Here is a 24,345-nt window from a genome sequence, read left to right as displayed (position 1 = left end):
GTCGCCGACCAACATCCTGGTGACGCCCCCGAACGAGACCCACACCGTGACCCTGGACTGGCCCGCGGCCGCGGGCGACATCAAGGGCGCCTACACCGACGTGCAGGTCTACCCCACCCACACCACCAAGTAGGGGCGGTGCCCGCGGCCGGCCTCGGTGGCTGACCGCCGTACCCGGTCAGGACCTTGGCGCCCCCAACGTGTAGCCGGCCCGTGTCGGCGGTGCTTGGCATGCCCCTTTCGCGGCAGGTTGTTCAGAAGAGGAGCACAAAAGCCCGCCAGGGAAATTGAGTGGGATTGGTCATCGGACGAGTCTTCACCTCGTGGAACCATCCGGAACCTGTTCGCGGACCGCCCTCGGCGGACGCATCGCGCGATGGGTCGACGGCGCACCCCAAGGTCCACCCCGTACACCAGAAACTTCTGAAATACGAAGGCCGATCTGTACGCGGCGATCCGCCGTGACCGCCGTGCCGGACTGGAGGAACGCGCCCTGATGCGCAAGTACGGGGTCGGTCACCCCACGGTGCAGCGCGCTCTGGAGTCTGCGTGGCCGCAACCGCGGAAGAGGCACCCGCCCCGACCGACCCGGCTCGATCCGTTTTCCCCGAGGAGTTGACGAGCGCGATCGCGTCCCGCTTGAACTCCTCCGAGTACCGCTTCGTGTACTTGCTTCCTACTTGGTGCTATTTCCGCTGGAACCTCAGGTCCCAGTCTCCAACTGTCCACGATCAAGGGGAATCTTCACCACCGATGTCTCCGCCTCACTGGACGCCCGAACGCGCTGGGTGAAACGGCTGTAGCCGCGTTTCGGCTGCTGAGTCAACGGTCTTCGCCGAGTTCCGCTTTGACGGTTTCGGATCCAGGCTGTGCGGTGACGGCGCCTCGGGTCACGGTCGCGGCGGCTGCGCAGAGCGCGATCGTGGCGGCGACGACGAACGCGGCGGTGTAGCCCGATTCCGCCGGTGGCTGTCCGGGCGCGGTCGCTGATGACGTCACGATCACGGCGGCGAGTACGGAGCCGAGAGCGCCGCCGACGGTGCGCAGGATGGTGTTGATTCCGGTGGCCGCGCCGGTCTGCTCCTGATCGACGGCGCCGACGACCAGGCCGCCGAGCGAGGCGAAGGCAAGGCCGTAGGCCAGACCGAGAAGAGCGCACCAGACAAGCAATTCTGCGATGTGCTCGTGGAGCAGGCCGAGACCGCCCAGCGCGACTGCCGCGAGGATCGCGCCCGTCCGGAAGGCCGCTCGCGCGCCCAGGGCGCTGGAGATCCGTGCTGCGAGCGGTGCGGCGAGGAGCATGCAGACGGCCATCGGGGCCATCAGCAGCCCGGTCCGTGCAGGGGAGTAGCCGAAGCCGTAGCCGAGGGCGGTGGGCGTCTGGACGAACAGTGGCAGGAGCGTGACCGCGGCGAACATCCCCACGCTCACCACCAGGGTGGCGACGTTCGTGGTGAGCAGCCGCGGCCCGATCAGGAGGCGGAGATCGACCAGCGGCGCGGCAACGCGTTGCTCCACGAGCCCGAACGCGGCGGCGAGTGCGACCGTGGTGACGAACAACGCGACGATGCCTGGCGAGGACCAGCCCCATGCCCGGCCCTGGCCGATGACGATCAGGAGGGCGACCAGCGTGCCCGCGAGCAGGACTGCTCCGGCGATGTCGACCCGGCCCGCCGGGGACGCGGAGGCGGACAGCGACGGCACGCGGACCAGCCCGGTCAGGGCCAGGACGGCCAGTATGGCGATGAGCCAGAAAGGCGCCACGGGACCGGCGACGTCGACGAGCGGACCGGCGGTGACCATGCCGAGCGCCCCGCCGATGCCGAACATCGCGCTGAGTGCCGCGACGACGCCTCCCAGCCGCTCGGCGGGAATGGCCTGGCGGGCCAGCCCGAAGGCGCAGGGGAAGACGGCGCCAGAGAGCCCCTGGAGCACGCGTCCTGCCACGACTCCCGTGTACGAGCCCAGTTGGGTACTCACCGCGGCCGCCACCGAGCCGGCCAGCAGCAGCGCGAGACCGGTGACGATGACACGTCGATGACCGAACAGGTCACCGAGCCGCCCGCCCACCGGCGTCGCGACGGCGGAGGCGAGCATGAAGGCGGTCAGGAGCCAGGTCGCACCGGTCGCGGAGACGTTGAGTTCGCGGGCGTACACCCCCAGCGCGGCGAGCACGATGGTCTGCGCGATGGCCACGCCGAAGGCCGCGAGCAGCAGTACCAGCGACCAGCCGCCGGCGGGCCGTCGTGAACCGCTCCGGCGGAGCTTACGTACGACGAACATGACCGCAGCGATCGAGCCGGCCAGGACCCACATCAGCGCTCCTCCTCGGTGCCTGGCGCTGCCGCGGCCGCCTGTCGGCGGGCCCACGCGAGCGCGGCAGCCGGGTCGTCCGTGCAACGGGCCCCGGCTGCGGGATCGAGGGCCGATACGCCGAGGGCGACCAACGGCCACGGCGTGAGAGCGGTGTCGGTGGTTCGGCTCATCTTTACCCCTCCTCAGTGATGGATAAGGGCACCCTAAGTCATTTATGACCATCGGTCACTAAGTAGGTCGAGCGGCATTCGTACACTGAGTTCGTGGAGGCGAAGACACCCAGACTCGGCCGGCCCGCGCGACTGAGCCGCGAGCAGATCGTGGAGGCCGCGCTCAGCTGCGACCTGCGGACCGTGACGATGCGTGACATCGCGGAGAGGCTCGGTGTCTCCCACTCGGCCCTCTACCGCTGGGTCAATAACCGTGACGAGCTACTTGACCTTGTCGGCGAGGTCGTCGTCGAGCGCATCCTCCCGGCGGCCGAGCCCACCGCCGACACCTGGCGGCGGTGGCTTTCGGACCTGGCCTGGCAGATGCACGACCAATTCCTCGCCGTACCCGGCTACGCCGTCCACGTGGCGATGCCGCACCGTCACAACCCGCAAGCCTTCGGCCGGCTACGTGACCGCGTCATCTCGGCGTTCAGGCTCGCCGGCGTCTCCGACGACATGGCAGAGCAGAGCTGGCACATTTTCGGCCTGGGCGTCGTGCAGTGGCTCGGCGCCCAGCAGATGGGTCACCACGTCGGCCCGGACGCGCCTCGCTTCGACCTGTTCCTCGACGTACTCCTCCGCGGGCTGCCTGCGCAGGAGCCTGGTTCGTAGTCGTCCGACCAGGACATGGGGAACTCTGGCCCACAGCCCCACCCTTGGAAGCGATTATCTGGCCGGACCGCCTCCGGACCCGAGTCAGCGCCATGATCGAGATCGAGCGCTGGCACGGCTGGGGAGGGCACCGGGACAGCGACCAGGCAATCGTGTGAGCGCGCATTGCGAAGCGCGGAGGGAACGTCGCGGCCTTGAGGGGTGTCAGGCGACCTGGTAGCGCTCGACGAAGTCGAGGTCGACCTCGACGCCGAGTCCGGGGCCGGTGGGCACGTCCACGTAGCCGTCGCGCAGCGTCGGGGGCTCGACCAGGAGGTTGTCGCGCAGGGGATTGGGGGTGCGGTCGAACTCGATGACGGGCTCGTTCTGCAGCGGGACCGGGCGGAGTGCATACGGCGTGAGCGGCAGGGTGCTGCACGCGTGCAGCGCGGCGCTCAGGGCGATGCCGGAGCCCCAGACGTGCGGGATGACGCGGACGTTGTGGGCTGATGCCAGCGCGGTGATCCGCTGCAGTTCGCTCAGGCCGCCGCAGACGCAGAGGTCCGGCTGTGCGATGTCGACGCATCCGCTTTCGAAGAGGTCGCGGAAGCCGTAGCGGGTGAACTCCGCCTCGCCGCCGGCGATCGCAACGTCCAGGCGGGAGCGGAGCCGGGCGTAACCGGCGCGGTCCTCGGGCGGTACCGGCTCCTCGAACATCAGGAAGTCGGCGTCCTCGAGGATCCGTCCCATCGCCAGCGCGGTGCTGGAGCTGTAGGCGTGGTTGGCGTCAGCGAGTAGCGCGAAGTCGTCGCCGAGGGTCTCGCGCACGGTACGGATGCGTCGGGCGTCCTCGTGGACCGGCAGCAGCCCGACCTTCATCTTCAGCATGCCGAAGCCGTCGCCGGCGTACCGTGTCGCGGCCTCGGCGAGCGCGGGGAGGTCGCGGGAGGCGTCGAAGTCGGTGTGGGTGTAGTACCCGCCGGTGCCGTAGGCCTTGACCCGCTCGCGGAATCGTCCGCCGAGGAGCGTCGATACCGGTGCGCCGAGGGTCTTGCCCCACAGGTCCCACAGCGCGATGTCGAGCGCGCTGATCGCCTCGACGAAGGTGCCCTTCTGCCCGAAGTCCCGGGTGCGTCCGTAGCAGGTGTCCCAGGCGACGGTGGGGGAAGCTTCGGGAAGCGAGCGCAGGATCGGTGCGAGTACGTCGTCGATCGCTGACTTCACCGGCTCGGGCGGGCCGTACTGGCCGCCCTCACCCCAGCCGATCACTCCGTCGCTGGAGGTCAGCCGGACCAGCAGGCTGTTGCGTTCGGGGAACGCGGCCTGCGAGGAGTAGAACCTGGCGTCGCCCAGCGGCGCCTTGAGGACGAACGTCTCCACGCGGTCGATCTTCATCGGGTGCCCTCCGAGGGTTGGGATGCCGCCAACATAACAGGTCATCTGATGACTGGCAGAGGGCTTGGATCAAAGAAACCGCTTATCAGATGGGTTGACGTGACTGTCGACGCGACCTAGCGTTCAGGTCCTCAGAGGACTTGAAAGCAGGTGCGCCGTGAGCACTCCCTGGCTGATCGCCGACTTCGTGATCGTCTTCGTGGCGATCGCGCTACTGATCGTGAAGGCCCGGCTCAATCCGGCGCTGGCGCTGTTGCTGGGCACCATCGCCCTCGGCGTCGCGACGGGTGTCTCCCTCGACGACATCAGCGCCGGGCTCAACAAGGGCTTCGGTGCTCTGATGGCCGAGGTCGGGCTCTTGATCAGCCTCGGCGTGGTCATGGGCTTCCTGATGTCGTCGTACGGCGCGGTGCAGCGCATCGTCGAGGGCATCCTGAAGATCTTCGGACGCCGTGGTTCGCCGTATGCCGTCGCCCTGACGCTGTCGAGCGTCACGCCGGCCATCTACTTCGACGTGCTCCTGGTGATGGTCGCGCCGATCGCCCGCCGGGTCGCCGCTCGGTCGGGACGGCCGATCGCCTCGCTGGCCGGGCCGGTCGCGCTCGGGCTGGCTGCCGGCAACGCACTCGTCGTTCCCGGCGCCGCGATGCTCGCGTACCTGGGCGCGATGTCGCTTTCGTCGACCGACATGCTGCTCCAGGGCTTCGCGGTGGCGATCCCGGCTACGGCCATCACCACGTTCCTCTACGTGCTGGTGATCGAGCGGCTCCGTTTCTGGGATTCTGCCCGCGACGAGGACGAGGCCTCCCTGGCGGCCGATCCGGCTGATGACGGGGAAGGAGCCGACCGGGACGTGGCAAGGCCCAGCCTGTTCACCGCGCTCGCGCCGGTGGTCACCGTGCTGGTGCTGATCCTGGCGGGCATCCTTGCGCCGAAGGCCGACATCGACCTGGCGATCCTGGACTTCCTCGGCAGCCCGGTGATCGCCCTCTTCGCCGGCGTGCTGGTCGCACTGGGAATCGTCGTCTCCCGGCAGGGCCTGGCCGGCCAGGAGAAGGTGGTCGACCGGGCGCTCGAGATCGTCGGCACCATCCTGGTCGTCACCGCCGTGGCGGGCTCGCTCGGCGTCATCATCACCGAAACCGGCATGCAGGGCGTCCTCAAGGATCTGTTCGAGGCCAACGCGACGCTGCCCTTGCTGCTCGTGTGGTTCGTGGCCGCAGTGCTGCGGATGGCGATCGGCGGCCAGACGGTCTCGGGCCTCACCGCGATCGGCATCATCGCCCCGCTGGTCGGCGACCTCGGGCTGTCGCCGGTGCTGGTCGTTCTCGCGGCCGGTGCGGGTGGCTGCTTCGGTGGGCAGTTCAGCGACAATGCTTTCTGGATGGTGCGCAGCCTGTTCGGGCTCTCGACCCGCGGCACGCTGAAGACGTACACCCTGGCACAGTCGATGCTCTCGGTCGTGACCCTGGCCATCGTGCTCGTGGCCGACATCTTCGTGTGATCACCGCACCTGGCGATCGATATGCTCTCGGCTGTGGGAGGCGAATCACGTGACGGGAAGTGACCGGACCACTGTGCGCGGCAAGCGGTCCGACGCGGTGGCGCAGAAGCTTGAGGCGCTCATCGTCTCCGGGGAGTACGCCGTTGGCGCCAAGCTGCCCAACGAGAAGGACCTCGCCGAGCAGTTCGGCGTCGGCCGCAGCTCGATGCGCGAGGCCGTCCGGACCCTGCAGGCGGCCGGGTTCCTCCGCACCGCCCACGGGGTGGGGGTCTTCGTCGTCACCGACAAGCCGCAGGCGGTGGGTGGGATCGACCAGGCGCTGGTGGGCGGCATCAGCATGAGCGACCTCTTCGAGACACGGATGGCGATCGAGGGCAAGGCCGCCGAACTCGCCGCCCGGCGGCTCACCGACCACCACGCCGAGCTGCTGCAGTCCATCGTGGCGGCCGCAGATATCCCCGACATCAGCGACCCGGACTTCGTCGCACTCGACGGGCGGTTCCACCGCCAGGTCGCCGAAGCGAGCGGCAACCCTCTGCTGCTGCACATGTGGGAGTTGATCGCGCCGCAGTTCGAGCAATACTCGCTGCGTGTGATCGGCATGCCGGGACGTCTGCGACGGGCCCACGCCGACCATTGTGGAATCGTCGACGCCCTCCTGGACCGCGACCCCGAGAAGGCCGCGCGGCTGGCCCACGAGCACGTCGCCACCGTTCAGTCGGAGCTGCAGGAAGCTTCTGGATTCCGCCGCTGACATGAGGCTGTTTCTCGGGGTGGCGGGAGGTCTCGGCTCATCCGGTGAATGCCTGGTCGCTGTCGCGGTGCGCGCCCCAGCCGTGCCAGCGTTCGACCTCGATCCAGGCGCTGACGCGGGTGCGGACCCGGTCCGGGTAAGGCCTGCCCGTGTAATGGGTGGCGATGCGGTCGGCATCGGCGAGACCCTCGTCCTCGTACATCTCGACGACATGCCCGATGAGCGTCACGTGGGTGTACCAGTCGTCGCCGGCGAGGACGGTCAGGGTGATCCGCGGGTCGCGGCGCAGGTGCTTCAGACGGACGCGGCCCTCGTCGAGGCTGATCAGGGCCCGGCCGTCCTCCCACACGTACCACGTGGGGGTGGAAACGGGCGCGCCGTCGGAGCGCAGGGTGGCCATGACGGCGGGGTTGGGGCCGCGCAGCAGTTCCTGGGCCTCGGGCGGCAGAGGTGGCCTGGACATCTCGTGCTCCTTCTCATCGGTTTTCGGTGTGTTCATGCCCTCGTCGCGGGTGGGGGACGGGGCGAGGGCGTCGGAGGCGTGCTTACGCGGAGGCGGCGTGGACGACGCCGTCCAGCCACGCCTGGTGGCCATTGAGCATCGGGTTCGGGCGCTCGTTCGCAAGGGCTGCTGCGGGCTCGCCGATCTGGCTCTCCTGAGTCAGGATGCGCACCCGGCCGCCGGGCAGGTCCTCGACCAGCCAGGCGTGCAGCACGTCCAGCCGTTCCTCGGGCTTGCCGTCCTGCTCGGCCGTCCAGGACAGTCGGCCCGGAACACCCTGGTCCGGGGTCTGGAACTCGACGACCCGGGCGGCCAGGGGAGGGAAGCCGAACGTGCCGAAGCTGAAGACGAGGCCGCCCGTCAATACCGGCCCGCCGCCTTCGGGAAAGGAGATGTCGGCGACGTTGTCGTAGTACGACTCCCAGGTGGAGGTGTCGGTCAGGCAGTGCCAGACCCGGGCGGCCGTCACACCCTTGACGATCACTTCGTTGGAGACGAAGTTGTCGCCGGTGCCGGGGAGGTATTTCTCGGGCCAGTGGATCGCGTTCTGCGTGGTCATGAGGCGCCTTTGAGAGGGGTTCGAGTACGGGAGTCAGGCGAGCTTCTTGAGCAGCTCGGCGGTGAGAAGGCAGGAGGAGGCGGGGTGCTGGCCGGTGACGACATGGCGGTCGACGTCTACGTGCGGCGCCCATGGCTCACCGACCTCGACCCGAAGGCCCGCTTCGGTCAGCCGGTTCTGGAGCAGCCACTTAGCCTTCGCGGCGCTGCGCGCCAGCTGCTCCTCGGCGTTCGTGAGAGCGATGATCCGGTAGCCGGCGAGCGCGTTGGTGCCGTCCGCCCCGACCGCCCCGAGCAGAGCGGCCGGTCCGTGGCACACCACTCCGAGCGGCCGGCCACACGTCACCGCTCGCGCGAGGGGCCGGAGCCGGAGCCGACGGCGAGGCCCTCCGTCGGGCCGTGGCCGCCGGGCACGTACACCGCGTCGTAGTCGTAGAGACGTACATCGGTGAGCGCCACGGGGCTGCGGAATTCCGCAGTGGTGTCCACGAGGGCCCGCACCGCCGCCGCCTGCTCCACACCGCCGTGCGCCTCCGGTGCGAGACCGGCAGGCCACGGGCGGCACGACGCCGCCCGGAGTGGCCGCGACGACCTGGTGTCCCGCGTCCTTGAAAGCCTCGTACGGCACGACCGCTTCGTCGGTCCAGAAGCCGGTCCGGTGCTTGCTGCCGTCGGCCAGCGTCCACGCATCGGCGCCGGTCATCACGAAAAGTATCCTCGCCATGTGCTCCCTCCCGTGCTCCTGGCCGCATCGTCGCCCCGCGGCAGTCCGCGTGCGAGGCGACAGCGCCGACGGTAGGCCGGACGTTCATCCACCTGCCAATAGGTGAACCGATATCTGCTATCGGAAGTCCGATGCCAAGGGGCGCTATGCTCGGATGTCGTGAGCCACCAGCAATTCGCCGCGGAGGAACCACCAGCTGCGGGCGGGAAGCGGCTTCCGCCGCACGCGGACCTGAATCTGCTGCGCACCTTCCTGGGTGTGTACCGCGCGGGCTCGTTCACAGCGGCGGCTCCCGGGCTCGGGCTGTCCCAGCCGACCGTGACCGCGCAGATCCGCACCTTGGAGCAGCAGGCCGGATGGGTCCTGTTCACACGACTGCCGCGCGGGGTGGAGCCCACGCCGTACGCGCATGAGCTCGCCGCACAGATCGCCGGCGCGTTGGACTCGCTGGCGACCCTGGAGGACTCCGGCGCCACGGCGGCCCCGGTTCATCTGGCCGGGCCGTCGGAGCTGCTGTGCGTGCGGGTGCTGCCGGCGCTGGCGCCGCTGGTCGCCGACGGTGTCCAGCTGCGGGTCACTCAGGGGCTGCCGGAGCCGCTCCTGGAGGAAATGCGCGCAGGCCGACAGGACCTGGTGATCACCACGCGCCGTCCGCGCGGCCGGGCGCTGGAGTCGGTGCCGCTCGCCGACGAGGAGTACCTGTTGGTCGCGAACCCGGCATGGGCGGAGCGCGTCGAGGGGGCCGACGAGCCGTGCGCGGCGTTGAGCGCGGTGCCGATGGTGACGTACGCGGAGGATCTGCCGATCCTGCGCCGCTACTGGCGCACTGTCTTCGGCAAGCAGCTCACCGCCCGCGCGGCGGTCACCGTGCCCAACCTCTACGCGGTGCTCTCGGCTGTCAACGCGGGCGCGGGTTACAGCGTGCTACCCCGCTCGCTGTGCGAGGAGTACCTGCACTCCGGCCATCTGGCTCTCCTGCACGACCCGGAGGAACCCCCGCTCAATACCTTGTTCCTCGTTCAGCGCCCGGGCGACAACACCAACCCCGACCTGGTCCGCGTCCGCGACCGCCTCCGGCAGGCGGCGCTCGACTGGTAGGTCCGGTCGGCCAGCGCAAAAGGCGTACGACAGACGCCCGCGGAGATCAGGAAGATCCATCGGACGCGGACAGCCTCACTGGATGAACCGGAACTCGACATAGTGGCCGATGATCTGCGTCAGTTCCTGGAGCTGCTGGAAGGGTTTGGTCCGCCCCTGCAGGCCGTACCCGCCATCGACGACATTGACGTCGCGCGCACCTGGTTCGAGGTGCTGCCGGCGCAGGTGATTGAGGGAATCGTGGCCCAGCGCGCCTCCAGCCCGTACCGCCCCGGGCGGGCATCGTGGCGCAAGATCCGGCACAGCGAGACCGTGGACGCCGGCGTCGTCGGCTACACCGGTAGTCCTGCCCGCCCGAAGCAGCTTGCGGTCCGGCTTCCCGACGGCAGGACCGTCCTCACGCAGACCCTCACCGCCGTGCTCGCCGCTCAGATCACCCCCTGCCTCGCAGCCGCGGGCCCTTCCCGCCGTGCCCGCACCACTGCCGGCGAGAGCTACGCGGTGCTCGCCCGGGACATGGTCGTCGAAGTCGCGGCCGGCACCACCTGGCACGCGGTGGTGACGCTGATGCGCGTGCGGTCAGCGTCGGGTGCGGTGCGCGCGGGAGGACGGCCGTATCGGGCGACGCGGACTGACCTTTGATGTGACTTTTCGAGCTGCATGGCACCTGGCCCCCAGACTGACCGGGGCCAGTGAGCTGAGTTTTTCGGGCTGCTTGGCACCAGACACCAGATGGCCACCGCGGTTGGCACCAGTGCCGAATCTTCCAGGTGTCTGTCACCGGGACGCCGACGAGGTCGCGCCCGACGGCATTTGTCGGGTGCGGCCTCATCGGCGTGAAGGTTGCCGTCGGACGCGTCAGCAGCAGTTGGCTCCCGCGGCCGCGGATTCGTCCTGGCCGACACAACAGGTGCTCTGGGGCTGCTTGGCGAGGGCGTCGGAGTCGGCTTTGACGACGTACACCTCCCAGGGTTCCTGGCCGGGGCCGTGGACCCAGACCTTGTCCTGGAGGGCGTAGCAGCAGGTGGTGTCGTTCTCGACCGTGGTGTCCATGCCTTGGTCGGCGAGGCGGCTGGTGGCGGCGTGGACGTCTTCGGAGGAGGCGACTTCTACGCCGAGATGGTCCATGCGGGTGTCCTGCCCGGCCTCGCCCTGGACGAGGACGAGCTTCAGCGGGGGGTCGGCGATGGCGAAGTTGGCGTAGCCGTCGCGGAGCTTGGCCGGCTTCGTGTTGAACAGCTTGCTGTAGAAGGCGATCGAGGCGTCGAGGTCGGGCACACGCAGAGCCAGTTGCACACGGGACATGGCAGTTCTCCTGCTGTGATGGGTGGCGTGGGCGTGGTGCGGGATCAGCAGCCGCCGGAGGCGGGGGTCTGGGCGGTACCGGGAGCACCGAGCTGGATCAGGGCGGGGGCCGGGGCGCAGCAGCCGCCCGCTGCCTCCTCGTCGGCGTTGGGGGTGTCGAAGAGGCCGGCGCCGCCGCACACCCCGGTTTCGGGGAGGGTGAGTTCGACGCGGTCGGCGGATTCCTCGTCTCCGGCGAGGGCGGCGACGACCGAGCGGACCTGTTCGTATCCGGTCATGGCGAGGAAGGTGGGGGCGCGGCCGTAGGACTTCATGCCGACCAGGTAGATGCCTTGTTCGGGGTGGGACAGTTCGCGGTGGCCGTGTGGGTAGACGGTGCCGCAGGAGTGCTGGTTGGGGTCGATCAGTGGGGCCAGTTCGATGGGGGCCTGGAGTCGTTCGTCGAGGCCGAGGCGGAGTTCGTCGAGGAAGGTCAGGTCGGGGCGGAAGCCGGTGAGCACGATGACCTCGTCGACCGCTTCGAGGCGGCGGCCGTCCTCGGCGACCAGGATCAGGCGGCCGCCGGTGTCCCGCTCGATGGCGTCGGTGCGGAAGCCGGTGACTGCGTCGGCGTGGCCGTCGTCGACGGCGGCCTTCGCCGCGAGCCCGAGCGCGCCGCGGGCGTGCAACTGGTCGGCCTCACCGCCGCCGAAGGTGGATCCGCTGATGCCGCGCCGCAGGATCCATACCCCCTTGGTGCCGGTGCCGTCGTCGGCCTTGGCGAGGCTGGTCAGGGAGGCGAGGGCGGTGAAGGCGGAGGCGCCGGAGCCGATGACGGCGGTGCGCTTGCCCGCGTAACGGGCGTGTACGGACGGGTCGTTGAGGTCGGGCACGCGGTAGGTGATGTGGTCGCCGGCCGCCTTTTCGCCGAGGGCGGGCAGGCCGCTGCCGCCCGCTGGAGACGGGGTGGCCCAGGTGCCGGAGGCGTCGATCACGGCACGGGCGACGATCCGCTCCTCGCGGTCGTCGGCGTGGGTGATGTGGACGACGAAGGGCTGGGCCTCCCGGTCTGCGTCGACGATGCGGTCGCGCCCGGAGCGGGAGACGCCGGTGACCCGCGCGCCGGTGCGGACCTTGTCGCCGAGGATCTCGGCGAGCGGCTGCAGGTAGTCGTCTGCCCAGTCGCCGCCGGAGGGGTAGGTGTCCGGGGCGGGGCGGGTCCAGCCGGTGGGGGCGAGCAGCTTCTCGGCGGCGGGGTCGACGACTTCGGCCCAGGTGGAGAAGAGGCGGACGTGCGACCAGTCGCGTACAGCGCCGGCTGCGGACGGTCCGGCTTCCAGGACGAGCGGTTCGATGCCGCGCTCGAGAAGGTGGGCGGCGGCGGCCAGGCCGATGGGGCCGGCGCCGATGACCACGGTCGGCAGGGCGGCGGGCGTGCTCTCGCTCATCACGTTCTCCAGGGGCAGGTCAGGAGGCGTCGATCTTCTGATTTGACATCTGTCGATATGGGGAACCTTGCCATATGGCATCGACGGATGTCAATATTGATGTATGTCGAATTCGAGCGTGGTGGAGTTGCCGGTCCTGAACCAGTCGGACGAGGCGGTCGCGCCGTGCTGCCCGCCGCTGAACGAGCGGCCCCTGAGTGCCGAGGAGGCGGAGCGGACCGCGAAGATGTTCAAGGCGCTCGGCGATCCGGTGCGGCTGCGGCTGTTCTCACTGGTCGCCTCCCACGAGGGCGGCGAGGCGTGCGTGTGCGACATCTCCGACGTCGGCGTCTCGCAGCCGACCGTCTCCCACCACCTGAAGAAGCTCAAGGACGCCGGTCTGTTGGCCTCCGAGCGCCGCGGCACCTGGGTGTACTACCGGGTCGAGCCGAGCGTCTTGGCCGCGATGGGCCAGCTGTTGACCGCGGCGGCTCGCTGACCGACACCGGCCCCTATGCGTACGCGGCCGGGGTGCCCCTGATGGGGGCGACCCGGCCGCTTCGTGGTGCCAATGCAGGTCAGGCGGCGCTGAACCTCCGCCGCCAGGCCAGCGACACATAGACCAGCGCCACCAGCACCGGCACCTCGATGAGCGGGCCGACCACACCGGACAGGGCCTGGCCGCTGGTGACGCCGAAGGTGGCGATGGCGACCGCGATGGCGAGCTCGAAGTTGTTGCCGGCCGCGGTGAAGGCGAGCGTGGCGGTGCGGTCGTAGGCGAGGCCGATCGCCTTGCCGAGCGCGAAGGCTCCGAACCACATCACCGCGAAGTACACGAGCAGCGGCAGCGCGATCCGGGCGACGTCCAGCGGCTGCGAGGTGATCGTCTTGCCCTGCAGCGCGAAGAGGATGACGATTGTGAACAGTAGCCCGTGCAGCGCCCAAGGCCCGATCTTCGGCAGGAAGTTGGACTCGTACCTCTCGCGGCCCAGCTTGCGCTCGCCGATCCGGCGGGTCAGGAACCCGGCAAGGAGCGGGACGCCGAGGAAGATGACGACGTTCAGGGCGATCTTCCACATGGAGATGTCGAGGTGCTCGCCGTCGCCCAGGCCGAGCCAGCCGGGCAGCAGGTCCAGATAGAACCAGCCGAGCAGGCCGAACGCCAGGACCTGGAACACCGAGTTCAGCGCGACCAGTACGGCCGCCGCCTCGCGGTCGCCGCATGCCAGGTCGTTCCAGATGATGACCATCGCGATGCAGCGGGCCAGCCCGACGATAATGAGGCCGGTGCGGTACTCGGGCAGATCCGCCAGGAAGATCCACGCCAGCGCGAACATGACCGCGGGGCCGACGATCCAGTTGATGACCAGGGACGACACCATCAGCTTCTTGTCGCCGGTGACGGCGTCGAGCTTGTCGTAGCGGACCTTGGCCAGCACCGGATACATCATCACCAGCAGGCCGACGGCGATCGGCAGGGAGATGCCGCCGATCTCGACCTTCGCGAGTGCGTCGTTCAGGCCGGGGATCAGGCGGCCGAGCCCGAGGCCGAGGGCCATGACGAGCAGGATCCATACGGCGAGGAAGCGGTCCAGGGTGGAGAGCTTGGCGACGACACCCGCGTCCTCGCTGCCCGTTGTGCCGGTCGTGGTGGGTTCGGTGGTCGTCATCAGCAGGCCCGCTTCCGGCCGGTTCCCACGGTCTCTCTGGCGGCAGCGGCCAGCTCGGCGAATGAGGCGGCCAGGGCGTCGATGACCTCGGGCTTCAGCCTGTAGTAGATGAACCGGCCGCACGGCTCGGTGTCCACCACACCCGCCTCGCGCAGCACCTTCATGTGGTTGGAGAGGTTGGTCTGCTTGGCGCCGGTCTCCTCGACCAGGTGCGTGGTGCACAGCGTCTCGCGGGCAAGCAGGGTCACGATCTGGAGCCTGAGCGGGTCGGCCAGCACCCGCATCAGTTCAGTGTCGACTGACGTCATCATGGACTGATATTTTCACATCAGTTGAGGCTGGCACCAGTCCGCCCTGATCTGCCCCGCGAAGGACCCACCATGAACACCGCGCCGCTCGCCTCCGTGCTGTTCGTCTGCGTCCACAACGCCGGACGCTCCCAGATGGCCGCTGGATTCCTCACCCACCTCGCCGGCGACCGCATCGAGGTCCGCTCCGCCGGATCGCTGCCCGGCAACCAGGTCAACCCGGCCGCCGTGGCAGCAATGAAGGAGATAGGCATCGACATCTCCGACCAGAAGCCGAAGGTCCTCACCACCGAAGCGGTCCAGGCATCCGACTACGTCATCGCCATGGGCTGCGGCGACGCCTGCCCGATCTTCCCCGGCAAGAAGTACCTCGACTGGCAGCTCGAAGACCCCGCCGGACAGGGAGTCAAAGCGGTACGACCCATCCGCGACGAGATCCGCACCCGAATTGAGGCGTTGATCGCGGAGATCGACGCGAAGCAGTAGACGGTCAACCCCGTGCGCATGGACTGCACTGGCGCCACCCCGAACGAGTAGCGGCACCCAGCCGCCTAAAATCAGCTCCCGCTTCTCTGTCCTGTCGCAGTGCATCTGGCAAATTCCTCGACACGGCCAATGGGTACAGCGCCGGAAGCAGCGAGGAGATCGTCGGCTGCGCATCCTGCCGCACCGTCGAAGACGCTCTTGAGCTGCGCGGATGACATTATCGGCAGGCGCACATCTGAACTGGCTTGCCCTGTGGGGCGGGTGGGAAGGATGCCGTTGTGCCCGGACGGGTCCAGGCGTCGACATGGTCCTGCCGTACCCACGTGCGCAGCGTCTCGGTCGTGCTGATGCCCGGCTTGTGGGCGATCGCTCTGATCGCGGCCCACTCGGTGTCGTACTCCGGCCCTACTTCGGCGACCATCCGCACCGTACGTAGGCGCAGCTCAAGTGGGTACTGGGAAGGAGTGCCAGAACTCGATCCTCTCACCGGTCGAGTCCCTACCGAACCCGGAGCGGTTCAGCGGGAGCGGTGCCGTGTTCGAGAGGTGCGGTAGACCTTGAGTGGGCGATTTCGAGGGTGTGGCTACTGTGCCCGTAGTGGTGCGGCGGTACGAGCTCTTCCCAGTCGGTAGCTGTGGGCAGATGTAGACGTCCGTCGCTGTGCTTCGCCCTGGGGCCTTGCGAGGCAGGCTGCGCGTACCCCAGCATTGGCACGGCCAAAGGGCTGTCATACGCCGAAGACGGCATCGTCGCTCGCCGGCGTGGGCGGTCCGGCAAGGGAACTTACGCCCGTACAGGCCGCGCGAAGGTTGTCCGTCCGTCCGGATGTCTCCGGCGGCACTCCAGCGGCAGAGGATCTGCCGCTCATGTCAGTGGTAAGTCCGCATCTGCCCGTGCCCTGTGCGGCACGGGTCTTGGGCCGTGCGCACTGTCGGCCGGCCGTGTTCCTCTTCGCCGCCCGGAGGGCGCCATGGGTCAAACTCTCGGTGATGTCATGGGCTACGCGGCAGGTGTCGCGATCAGCCCGCTTCCGATCGTCGCCGTCATCCTGATCCTGGCCACACCACGGGCCCGGCTCAACGGAACCCTGTTCGTCATCGGCTGGCTGGTGGGCTTGTCGGCGCTGGGGGTCGTGATGCTGGTGATTGGCGGGTCAGCCGGTTCCTCTACCGGCAAACAGCCGGCCACTTGGGTGGGCGGTCTCAAAACCGGCCTGGGAATCCTGCTTGTGCTCTTCGCCGTACGGCATTGGCGTAGGCGTCCTGCCGACGCCTCGCAGGCGCAGCTCCCGAAGTGGATGGCTGCCGTCGACCGCTTCACGCCGGTCAAAACCCTGGGCCTGGGCCTGGCCCTGTCGGCCGCCAACCTCAAGAACGCCCCGTTGACCGTTGCGGCCGGTGCCACGATCAGCTCGTCCGGGATTCCCGCAGGACAGCAGGCCGCATCGCTTGCCGTGTTCGTGGCCATCGCATCCCTTGGTCTGCTCGTTCCACTGGCCGCCTTCCTGCTGATGGGCGAACGGGCACGACGCACGCTCGACAGCTGGAAGGACTGGGCCGTCCGGCACAACACCGCCGTGATGGCTGTCCTGTTCTTCGTTCTCGGGCTGAAACTGCTCGGCGACGGTATCGGCATCCTGGCCTGATGACCGGCATCACCGGCACCGCCCTGTCCGGGGAATCCGGCGGCCTCCCCTCCACACCGGGTTCACACCGGGCAAGCGACGGCCAGCTGGTTGACAGCGCGGTTGCGGACGGTGCGGGCGCGTTCGCTCTGTCTGCTGTGACCGGTGGGGGAACGACCCCGTGCCCGTAACGCTGTGGCCGGTTTGCCGGGCTGTCCGGACGCGGGCGGCGCGCTATGAATGGGCACGAGGGCGATGGCGCCTCATTCGCGAGCGCTTGGCGCCCCTCGGACGGACACGTTGCAGGAGTGACGCACGATGGCTAAGACGTCAGACAAGGCCTCGCCGGGTCAACCCGAGCGTCCGGGTATGAAGGACGGGGTGTGCAGCGAGTTCACGGTATTCACCAAGGTCAAGGCGGGCCATGCGGATGCGCTGCGTGAGGAGCTCGCGCGGCTCGCAGGCGGCTCGTCCGACACGGAGGCCCGCGAGGCGCTGCGGCAGATCGGCACCCTGCACGACGCACGCCACGTGTTGTTCGACAACGACACCCGGCACATGTTCGCCAGTGTCTTCGATGGATCCTGGGACACCTACATCGACGACTTCGGCAAGACGTCGATCGGGGGCCGTTTCGACAGGGTCTTCGCGCACACCGAAGGGTTCCCCGGCATCACCGATCCGGGGGTGAAGGACTGGTTCGTCGCCCATCAGGCGCCCGCGGGGGTCTTCGTCAGCTCCTATCCCGACCTGACGGTCCAGCAGGTCTGGAAGGACCAGCGTGTGAGCGAGGCATTCCAGGCGGTGCTGGACATCCCCGAGTTCCGAGCGGCGCTGGACAATCCGGCCAACGCGGAGTTGTTGGCCACACCTGCTTTCCAGAAGCTGATGGAGGAAGCCGCAGGCTAGCCGGCCAGCAGGAGCGGCCACCGCAGGTTGCCCAGAGAGACGGACGCGGAGGGGGAGGCGATCGTGAACGCGGTGGCAAGCAAAAGCGGGGCCGGAGCAGACGTCGAGATCGACGATGTCCAAAGTGGAGCGTTGCATCCCCGGCCGGTGCCGTATGTGGGAAAGTTCGTCTTCCTGCGGGTGGATGACCGTCATGCTGGCCGCGCCCTGTTGCGACGGCTGCTCCCGGCCGTCGAGGGCGGTTTCCCCAGCGTGGATCCGAACCAGGATGCCTGGGTGGCGGTCGCCTTCACCTACCAGGGACTGCGGGCGCTGAAGGTGCCCCAGGAGTCGCTGGACAGCTTTCCGCGGGCGTTTCGCCAGGGCATGGCGGCGCGGGCGCATCTGATCGGCGACGTGGGGGAGAGCGCTCCGGCCCATTGGGAGCCACCGTTCGGATCGGCCGATGTGCATGTCGTGTTGAGTGCTCTCTCCCCCGATGCGGCGCGGCTGGAGACGGCATTGACGCGGGCCCGCGCCGCCTTCACCGACACGCCCGGGGTGAAGATGATCTGGCAGCAGGAGGTCCGCCAACTCCCGACCGGACGCACCACCTTCGGGTTCCGGGACGGCATCAGCCATCCGAACATCGAAAGCCTCGGGCTGCCCGGCTCCAACAGCGGGGAAGTCCCCCTCAAGGCAGGCGAGTTCCTCCTCGGCTACCCCGACGAAACCGGCAATCCGCCGCCCATGCCCAGCCCCGATGTGCTGGGGCGGAACGGTACCTACGTGGCGGTACGCAAGCTGCACACCAAGGTGGCGGCCTGGCGTCAGTACCTGCGCGCGAACACCTCCAGCGCTCAGGAGGAAGCGCTCCTGGCGGCGAAGATGGTCGGGCGCTGGCCCAGCGGGGCGCCCCTGACACTGTCCCCGGAGCACGACGACCCGGAGTTGGGTACCGACCCGCAGCGCAACAACGACTTCTTGTACCGGGAGGACGACGAACGGGGTTTCCGGTGCCCCGCTGGTGCACATATCCGGCGTGTCAACCCCCGCGATGCCGCCATCATCGGCGACGCGCGGATGCACCGCCTCATCCGGCGCGGCACCACCTACGGCCCGCCGCTGCCAGAGGGCGTGCTCGAAGACGACGGCGCCGACCGGGGCCTGGTCGGCGTCTTCATCGGAGCCCACCTGGAACGACAATTCGAGTTCATCAAGGCCGAGTGGGTCAACGACGGCAACTTCATCGGCTACCCCGGCGAGAAGGACCCGGTGGCCGGGCATCACGACGGCAGCGGCAGTGCCACCATCCCGGACCAGCCGATCCGGCGCCGTCTGCAGAACCTGCCCAGTTTCGTGGTCACCCGAGGTGGCGAGTACTGCTTCCTGCCGGGACTGCGTGCCCTGCGCTGGCTCGCCGACCTGAAGAACTGAGTGCCTGCCCTACTCCCTGAGGCCATTACGGCCTGTGAGACGAGGTCGACGCCATGGCAGCACACTTCGTTCCCTACACACGGGACATCGAAGACCATGAAGCGCACTTCGAGCACCACCTGCAGACGGTGATCGAGAAGACGCGCCGTTTCATCGCCGGGTCCGTTACGGCCAGTGGCACCGGCCGGGCGGTTCGTGACGCCCACGCCAAGGGCTATGGGCTGGTCCGAGGGCACGTGGAGATCCTGACCGGGATTCCCCCCGAATACGCCCAAGGCATCTACGCGACCCCCGGCACTCATGACGCACTCGTCCGCTTCTCCAACGGTTCACCCCACGCCGGAGCCGACGCCCGACTGGGCAGCGCGACCGGACTGGCGCTGAAGATCTTCGGTATCAGCGGCCCGTCCCTGCTGGAGGACGAACCGGACACCGGCACATTCGACTACACCAACATCAACGCACCGATCTTCTTCTGCAACACGGTCGAGCATTACCTGTTCATCCAAGACCTGTTCCTGAACGCACCGGACTACTTCTCCCAGGGCCGGCCCGGTGCCCATCGATTCTTCACCGAGTTCGTGACCGGAAAGGGAACACTGGACCAGGACGACTGGGCATGGGACGAACTCCTGGCCTTCCTGCGCCTGTCGCAGATTCCCCCGGTCAACGTCCTGTTGTCGAGCTACTGGACGATGGGGGCCGTCCGGCACGGGGAGCACATTGCCAAGGTACGTATCGCCCCCGACCCGCTCTCCGCGGAGACGGTGGTTCACCGCGCCATCGACCCCACCTCGGCGCCAGAGGTGTACCGGCCGGCCCTGCTGGCCGAGCTGCAGGAGCGGCCCTACACCTTCGACATCCAAGTCCAGCTCTGCACCGACCTGGAACGGATGCCGGTGGAGGACACCACCGTGGAATGGCCCGAGCAGCTGTCCCCGTTCGTCACAGTGGCCAGACTGCGGTTGCAACGACAGGACATCTCCGGTCAGGACAACTTGGAGAAGATGGACGCACTGTCCTTCACACCCTGGCGGGTCACCGCCGAGCACGCCCCCCTGGGCAACATCATGCGAGCCCGCAAGGAGGTCTACCGACAATCCTCCATCGAGCGCCACAAGCTCAACCAGCAGCCGCGCACAGAACCTCGAAGCGCCGACGACGTCCTTAAATGATCGACGACGTGATCTTCGACCAGCCTGCTCCACGTCAGCCGACCAGGGCGAGGATGTGGAGGCGGGCGGGTGTTGACGAGCATGGCGTAGCGGACACCATCGCCCTTCAGAGGAAAGAGAGCGGTCGCTGAGATGACCTGCGCCCCGCAGCCCTTCCGCTGGCATACACCCGCAGGCGCTTTCCGAAAGGCCCCCTTAGTGGGCGTTTGACTCCCTTTTAATGGCATTAGTTGGGCTTCGGACGGCCGAAGTTGAGTAGCCGGGCGCCGGAGTCCGCATCAGCCTGCGCTGCGGACTCGCCCGTCACGGTCGGCGGGCCATCCCTCCGCATATGCTCCGCCTCAATTTGAAATGCCCGACCCGCACGGAAACGCCCGCCATCCGCCGGCCCTCTGGCGCGAGCCCCCGCCCGGCAGTACGCCAGATCCATGCCCGCGCGACGGGGCCCTACCCCAGCGACCTCTCCGACGCCCGCTGGGAACTCATCCGCCCGGTCCTGGAGGCCTGGCGCGACGCCCGCACCCCGAAGATCCGCCCACCCACCCACGACCTGCGCCGGATCATGGGCGCCATCCTGTACGTCGACCGCTCCGGCATCCCCTGGAGCTACCTGCCGCACGACTTTCCACCCCACCAGACGGTCTACGGCTACTGCGCGCACTGGGAACGCGACGGAATCTTCGACCAACTCGCCGGCACCCTGCGCCGCCTGGCGTGCGAGGCCAGCGGTCACGACGCGGAGTCCAGCGCCTGCCTCATCGAGGCCCGGAGCGTCAAGACCTCCGCCAACGTGCCCCTCGCCGACCAGGGCTTCGACGCCGCAAAGCAGATCGCCGGACGCAAACGCCACCTCGGCACCGACACCCTGGGGCTGCCGCCGGCCGTCGCAGTCACCGCGGCCAACATCCACGACTCGCACGCCGCCCGCCCTCCTGGCCGCCGTCGCCCACCCCACGCTGACCAAGGTCTGGGCGGACGCCGGCTACAAGCACGCCGTCATCGAGCACAGCGCCACCCTCGGCCTCGACCTCGAAGTCGTCCAACGCAGCCCCGCGGTCCGCGGATTCACGCCGCTGTCCCGGCGCTGGGTGATCGAACGCACCCTCGGCTGGCTCATGCGGCACCGGCGCCCCGTCCGCGACTTCGAACGACACCCCCACCGCTCCGCCGCCATGATCCAACTCTCGGCCATCGACCTCATGACCCGCCGCCCCGCCCGCGAAAACACCCCCACCTGGCGTGACACCTAACACCAAACCAAACAGACAACACCGAATCAAACGACCCTAAGCGCGGCGCCAGTTGAGCAGGAGTACGTCAACCGCCGAGTGCAGGGTCGCCGCGGTCACCCCATCGCGCAGCTGCGTGGAGAGGCCGAGGAGAAAACTGTGAACCATGGCGGTCATCCCGTCGACGTCGGTGTCGGCGTCGAGTTCGCCCGCGGCGACGCCCCGCTCCACACAGGCCCTGATGCGCACCCGGTCCGCTTCGCGCCGTGCCACGACGGCTGCGCGCACTCCGATGTGCTCCTCTCCTGGCACCCGCATAGTGCCGGACAGGGCGATGAGACAGCCGGCGGGGTGGGACGAGTCGGCCTGCATGTCGATCGAGCCGTGCAGCAGGCCGGCCACAGCTTCTCGCGGGTCGACCGTTTCGTCCTCGATGACGTCGACGGCGCCGCCCGGCCCCTTCATGTAGTGCTCGACGACCTGCTTGAACAGCCCTACTTTTGAGCCAAAGGCGCCATACAGGCTCGCGGAGGACAGCCCGGTGGCGGCTCGCAGTTGCGCCAGCGAGGTCGCCTCGTACCCCTGCTCCCAGAACAGCAGCATCGCGGCCTCCAGTACGGCCTCCATATCGAAGGCGCGGGGACGGCCGGCCGGCGGCATATGGACCTCCTCCATCACAAGACGGGCGTTCCAGTTCGGGGAGCGCTTTGCTGCCTCCCATAGTGGACCAACTGCTCCACAAAGCGCCAAGCGCCGAAGCGGTCCGGCCGCCGTCAGCCACGTGACGTCGATCACTTATGGATCAATCGATCTGGAATAGCTTGACCTGCCCATCATGGCGAGGTGAGTATTCCGGCATGAACGATCCAAAATTCAGAAGCCACGGCGCCGACATCCGCCCCTCGCTGAGCCGCGCGATGGTGCTGTTGCTGGCCGTGACGTGCGGTGCCGCGGTCGCGAACATCTATTACGCGCAACCGTTGCTGCCCGTTGTCTCCCGGGCGCTGGGGGTATCCGAAGGGGCCGGAGGCCTGATCGTCACCGCCTCGCAGATCGGCTACGCGCTCTCGCTCGCACTCCTGGTGCCCCTGGGGGACGTACTGGAGCGGCGCCGACTGGTGAGCGGGCTGCTCGCGCTGAGTGCCGTCGCACTCCTCGGTGCGGCGGCCTCCCCCTCGCTGGGCGCGCTGTACGGCTCGGTCGCGCTGGTCGGGGCGACCTCCGCCGTAGCGCAGATCGTGGTACCGATGGCTGCCTCGTTGGCCGCCGACCATGAACGCGGCGCGGTGGTGGGCACGGTCATGAGCGGCCTGCTCATCGGCATCATGCTCGCGCGGACTGTTGCCGGGGTGCTGGCCGAATTCGGTAACTGGCGGCTGGTGTTCGTCTTCGCGGCGGGCGTCATGGTGGTGCTGGCGATCGCCCTGCGCCGGGTTCTGCCGCTCGTACCACCGGCCGCGAACACCCCCTATCCCCACCTGCTGCACTCGGTGGTGACACTGGTGCGCACCGAGTCGCTGCTGCGCAGGCGCATGGCTCTGGCCGGCGTCGGCATGGGCGGCTTCACGGTCCTGTGGACCGCCTCGTCGTTCCTGCTGGCCGGCCCCACCTACCGGTACGGTCCGGCGATCATCGGCCTGTTCGGTCTGGTCGGGGTCGTCGGGGCGGCTGCCGCGTCGGTGGCCGGCAGGCTGGCGGACCGTGGTCGCGCCCGCCAGGTGACCTCCGGCGGGCTGATCGTGCTGACCGGCAGCTGGGGTGTGCTCGTCTTCGCCGGAGAGGGAGGCCCGCTCGGTCTGAGCGCGCTGATGATCGGCATCGTGGCGCTCAACCTGGCACAGCAGGCCTTGCTGATCAGCCATCAGAGCGTTTTGTACCGCCGCATCCCGCACGCACGCAGCCGGGTCACCACAGCGCTCATGGTCTCCGCCTTCGCCGGAAGTACTGTCGCCTCCGCGCTGACGGCGGCGCTGTATCCGCTCGTGGGCTGGGCAGGGGTTTCCGTGCTCGGAGCGGCGATCGCGCTGATCGGCCTGGCGGTCTGGGCGCTGGAACTGCTCCGCCCGAGCCCCGCGGAACCGCTCGCCGACCCGTCAGCGGACGACGACGTCCACGCGACCCGTACCTCTGACGCACGCGCGGACCGCACCCAAGCACACGCCGAGGAGTGCGCTCATGCCTGAGATCCGCCGAGTGGCGATCCTTGACGACTACCAGCACACAGCACACCAATACGCCGCCTGGGATGCCCTGCCCGAAGGCGCCCGCCTGACCTGCTTCCCGGAGCACTTGGGCGGCCCCGAGAACGTGATCGCCGCCCTGGAGCCGTTCGACGTGATCGTCGCCATGCGCGAGCGCACCGCCTTCCCCGCCGAGGTACTCGACAGGCTGCCGAACCTGAGCCTGCTGGTGACCACGGGCCCGGCCAACGCGGCCATCGACACGGCCGCGGCCGCGCGGCACGGAATCGTGGTGTCCGGCACCCGAGCCGCAGGACTGACCTCGACAGCCGAACTGACCTGGGGACTCCTGCACGCCCTGACCCGCTCGCTCCCCACCGAGGACCGCAACCTGCGTACAGGCGCTTGGCAGCAGACCGTGGGACGTGACCTGCACGGCGCCCGCCTGGGCGTCATCGGATTGGGCGGCGTGGGCCGTCGCGTGGCCCAGGTCGGCGTCGCCTTCGGCATGGACGTCGTCGCCTGGAGCACGCACCTCGATCCCGGGCACGCAAAAGCCCTGGGCGTCACCCCCGTCAGCAAACGGGAACTGCTGACCACCTCGGACGTGGTGACGCTTCACGTCCGCCTCTCTCCACGCACCGTCGGCCTCATCGGTACCGACGAACTCGCCCTCATGCGACCGGACGCGCTGCTGATCAACACATCCCGGGCGCCCGTCGTCGACGAGGAGGCACTGCTGGCCGCGCTGCATGCCGGAACATTGGGCGGAGCCGCCCTGGACGTCCACTTCACCGAGCCGCTGCCCTCCGCGTCGCCGTGGCGCAGCGCTCCGCGAACCGTCCTCACCCCGCACCTTGGCTACGTCACCGCCGGCGCGTACGAGATCTTCTACCGCGACGCGCTCGACGACATCCTCGCCTACACCGCCGGCGCACCGGTCCGCGTACTCACGCCGTGAGCCGACCACGCCCCACCGCCCG

At 68.7% G+C, this 24,345-nt stretch carries 24 protein-coding genes and 3 pseudogenes; 16 read left to right on the top strand and 11 right to left on the bottom strand.

The window, feature by feature from the left end; genetic code table 11:
• Positions 1-822: 822 nt before the first annotated feature.
• Positions 823-2,316 carry an MFS transporter gene (locus AB0J02_RS41025; protein WP_363199021.1) on the bottom strand — a complete coding sequence of 498 codons (1,494 nt, stop codon included), beginning with the start codon at positions 2,314-2,316 and terminating at the stop codon, positions 823-825.
• Positions 2,316-2,486, bottom strand: coding sequence for a hypothetical protein (locus tag AB0J02_RS41020; protein WP_363199020.1), 171 nt, complete (start codon positions 2,484-2,486; stop codon positions 2,316-2,318). The genes AB0J02_RS41025 and AB0J02_RS41020 overlap by 1 nt, the downstream gene beginning before the upstream one ends.
• A gap of 93 nt (positions 2,487-2,579) precedes the next feature.
• Between AB0J02_RS41020 and AB0J02_RS41015 the strand changes: the two genes are divergently transcribed.
• Positions 2,580-3,140: a TetR/AcrR family transcriptional regulator gene (locus AB0J02_RS41015; protein WP_363199019.1), complete on the top strand. Its 561-nt coding sequence runs from the start codon at positions 2,580-2,582 to the stop codon at positions 3,138-3,140.
• Positions 3,141-3,199: 59 nt separating this feature from the next.
• Positions 3,200-3,298: pseudogene (locus AB0J02_RS41010) on the top strand (PPOX class F420-dependent oxidoreductase); the annotation flags it as partial.
• A gap of 46 nt (positions 3,299-3,344) precedes the next feature.
• On the opposite strand, the gene AB0J02_RS41005 reads toward AB0J02_RS41010, so the two are convergent.
• Positions 3,345-4,514, bottom strand: a complete 1,170-nt coding sequence (locus AB0J02_RS41005; protein WP_363199018.1) for a mandelate racemase/muconate lactonizing enzyme family protein — start codon at positions 4,512-4,514, stop codon at positions 3,345-3,347.
• A 187-nt stretch (positions 4,515-4,701) separates the two neighbouring features.
• Between AB0J02_RS41005 and AB0J02_RS41000 the strand changes: the two genes are divergently transcribed.
• Both AB0J02_RS41000 and AB0J02_RS40995 read left to right on the top strand, forming a co-directional pair.
• On the top strand, positions 4,702-6,018 hold the full coding sequence (locus AB0J02_RS41000; protein ID WP_363199017.1) for a hypothetical protein: 1,317 nt from the start codon (positions 4,702-4,704) through the stop codon (positions 6,016-6,018).
• A gap of 49 nt (positions 6,019-6,067) precedes the next feature.
• Positions 6,068-6,772, top strand: coding sequence for a FadR/GntR family transcriptional regulator (locus tag AB0J02_RS40995; RefSeq protein WP_363199016.1), 705 nt, complete (start codon positions 6,068-6,070; stop codon positions 6,770-6,772).
• 37 nt (positions 6,773-6,809) lie between these two features.
• Here AB0J02_RS40995 and AB0J02_RS40990 read toward each other — a convergent pair whose 3' ends face one another.
• From AB0J02_RS40990 to AB0J02_RS40980, 3 genes and pseudogenes are all read right to left on the bottom strand, one after another.
• Positions 6,810-7,235: a PPOX class F420-dependent oxidoreductase gene (locus AB0J02_RS40990; protein WP_363199015.1), complete on the bottom strand. Its 426-nt coding sequence runs from the start codon at positions 7,233-7,235 to the stop codon at positions 6,810-6,812.
• Positions 7,236-7,317: 82 nt separating this feature from the next.
• The gene (locus tag AB0J02_RS40985) at positions 7,318-7,833 is read right to left on the bottom strand and encodes an SRPBCC family protein (RefSeq protein WP_363199014.1); all 516 of its coding nucleotides are present in this window, start codon (positions 7,831-7,833) and stop codon (positions 7,318-7,320) included.
• Positions 7,834-7,866: 33 nt separating this feature from the next.
• A pseudogene (locus AB0J02_RS40980) lies at positions 7,867-8,556 on the bottom strand (type 1 glutamine amidotransferase domain-containing protein).
• Between the two features lie 159 nt (positions 8,557-8,715).
• On the opposite strand from AB0J02_RS40980, the gene AB0J02_RS40975 reads away from it, so the two are divergent.
• The gene (locus tag AB0J02_RS40975; protein ID WP_363199013.1) at positions 8,716-9,654 is read left to right on the top strand and encodes a LysR family transcriptional regulator; all 939 of its coding nucleotides are present in this window, start codon (positions 8,716-8,718) and stop codon (positions 9,652-9,654) included.
• A gap of 102 nt (positions 9,655-9,756) precedes the next feature.
• Entirely contained in the window at positions 9,757-10,296 is a 540-nt protein-coding gene (locus AB0J02_RS40970) for a hypothetical protein (RefSeq protein WP_363199012.1), read from the top strand.
• Positions 10,297-10,512: 216 nt separating this feature from the next.
• On the opposite strand, the gene AB0J02_RS40965 is transcribed toward AB0J02_RS40970, so the two are convergent.
• On the bottom strand, positions 10,513-10,959 hold the full coding sequence (locus AB0J02_RS40965; protein WP_363199011.1) for an ArsI/CadI family heavy metal resistance metalloenzyme: 447 nt from the start codon (positions 10,957-10,959) through the stop codon (positions 10,513-10,515).
• A gap of 44 nt (positions 10,960-11,003) precedes the next feature.
• Positions 11,004-12,386: an NAD(P)-binding domain-containing protein gene (locus AB0J02_RS40960; RefSeq protein ID WP_363199010.1), complete on the bottom strand. Its 1,383-nt coding sequence runs from the start codon at positions 12,384-12,386 to the stop codon at positions 11,004-11,006.
• Between the two features lie 103 nt (positions 12,387-12,489).
• On the opposite strand from AB0J02_RS40960, the gene AB0J02_RS40955 reads away from it, so the two are divergent.
• Positions 12,490-12,864 carry a metalloregulator ArsR/SmtB family transcription factor gene (locus AB0J02_RS40955; protein ID WP_363199009.1) on the top strand — a complete coding sequence of 125 codons (375 nt, stop codon included), beginning with the start codon at positions 12,490-12,492 and terminating at the stop codon, positions 12,862-12,864.
• A 79-nt stretch (positions 12,865-12,943) separates the two neighbouring features.
• Here the strand turns inward: AB0J02_RS40955 and arsB are convergent, their stop codons facing one another.
• On the bottom strand, positions 12,944-14,035 hold the full coding sequence (gene arsB / locus AB0J02_RS40950; protein ID WP_363199008.1) for an ACR3 family arsenite efflux transporter: 1,092 nt from the start codon (positions 14,033-14,035) through the stop codon (positions 12,944-12,946).
• Entirely contained in the window at positions 14,035-14,346 is a 312-nt protein-coding gene (locus tag AB0J02_RS40945; RefSeq protein WP_363199007.1) for a metalloregulator ArsR/SmtB family transcription factor, read from the bottom strand. The genes arsB and AB0J02_RS40945 overlap by 1 nt, the downstream gene beginning before the upstream one ends.
• 69 nt (positions 14,347-14,415) lie before the next feature.
• Between AB0J02_RS40945 and AB0J02_RS40940 the strand changes: the two genes are divergently transcribed.
• The 7 genes and pseudogenes from AB0J02_RS40940 (at position 14,416) to AB0J02_RS40910 (ending at position 21,203) form a co-directional block, all read left to right on the top strand.
• Complete coding sequence (locus AB0J02_RS40940; protein ID WP_363199006.1) at positions 14,416-14,829, top strand: arsenate reductase ArsC; 414 nt, start codon at positions 14,416-14,418, stop codon at positions 14,827-14,829.
• A 970-nt stretch (positions 14,830-15,799) separates the two neighbouring features.
• Positions 15,800-16,474: a GAP family protein gene (locus AB0J02_RS40935; RefSeq protein ID WP_363199005.1), complete on the top strand. Its 675-nt coding sequence runs from the start codon at positions 15,800-15,802 to the stop codon at positions 16,472-16,474.
• 348 nt (positions 16,475-16,822) lie between these two features.
• The gene (locus tag AB0J02_RS40930) at positions 16,823-17,362 is read left to right on the top strand and encodes a hypothetical protein (RefSeq protein ID WP_363199004.1); all 540 of its coding nucleotides are present in this window, start codon (positions 16,823-16,825) and stop codon (positions 17,360-17,362) included.
• 63 nt (positions 17,363-17,425) lie between these two features.
• Positions 17,426-18,778, top strand: a complete 1,353-nt coding sequence (locus tag AB0J02_RS40925; RefSeq protein ID WP_363199003.1) for a peroxidase — start codon at positions 17,426-17,428, stop codon at positions 18,776-18,778.
• A 53-nt stretch (positions 18,779-18,831) separates the two neighbouring features.
• Positions 18,832-19,953: a catalase family protein gene (locus tag AB0J02_RS40920; protein ID WP_363199002.1), complete on the top strand. Its 1,122-nt coding sequence runs from the start codon at positions 18,832-18,834 to the stop codon at positions 19,951-19,953.
• Positions 19,954-20,284: 331 nt separating this feature from the next.
• Positions 20,285-20,914 (top strand): annotated as a pseudogene (locus AB0J02_RS40915) (IS5 family transposase); the annotation flags it as partial.
• A gap of 127 nt (positions 20,915-21,041) precedes the next feature.
• Positions 21,042-21,203, top strand: coding sequence for a hypothetical protein (locus tag AB0J02_RS40910; protein WP_363199024.1), 162 nt, complete (start codon positions 21,042-21,044; stop codon positions 21,201-21,203).
• Positions 21,204-21,239: 36 nt separating this feature from the next.
• Here AB0J02_RS40910 and AB0J02_RS40905 read toward each other — a convergent pair whose 3' ends face one another.
• Complete coding sequence (locus AB0J02_RS40905) at positions 21,240-21,842, bottom strand: TetR/AcrR family transcriptional regulator (protein WP_363199001.1); 603 nt, start codon at positions 21,840-21,842, stop codon at positions 21,240-21,242.
• Positions 21,843-22,039: 197 nt separating this feature from the next.
• On the opposite strand from AB0J02_RS40905, the gene AB0J02_RS40900 reads away from it, so the two are divergent.
• Both AB0J02_RS40900 and AB0J02_RS40895 read left to right on the top strand, forming a co-directional pair.
• A complete protein-coding gene (locus tag AB0J02_RS40900; RefSeq protein WP_363199000.1) occupies positions 22,040-23,365 on the top strand; it encodes an MFS transporter in 1,326 nt (441 codons plus the stop codon).
• On the top strand, positions 23,358-24,323 hold the full coding sequence (locus AB0J02_RS40895; protein WP_363198999.1) for a D-2-hydroxyacid dehydrogenase family protein: 966 nt from the start codon (positions 23,358-23,360) through the stop codon (positions 24,321-24,323). The genes AB0J02_RS40900 and AB0J02_RS40895 overlap by 8 nt, the downstream gene beginning before the upstream one ends.
• Positions 24,324-24,345 lie beyond the last annotated feature (22 nt).

This window comes from Streptomyces sp. NPDC050264, from assembly GCF_040655895.1.
Taxonomy (GTDB): Bacteria; Actinomycetota; Actinomycetes; order Streptomycetales; family Streptomycetaceae; genus Streptomyces.
Note: the sequence above shows the minus strand (reverse complement) of the source record. Positions and strands in the feature narration are given on the sequence as shown.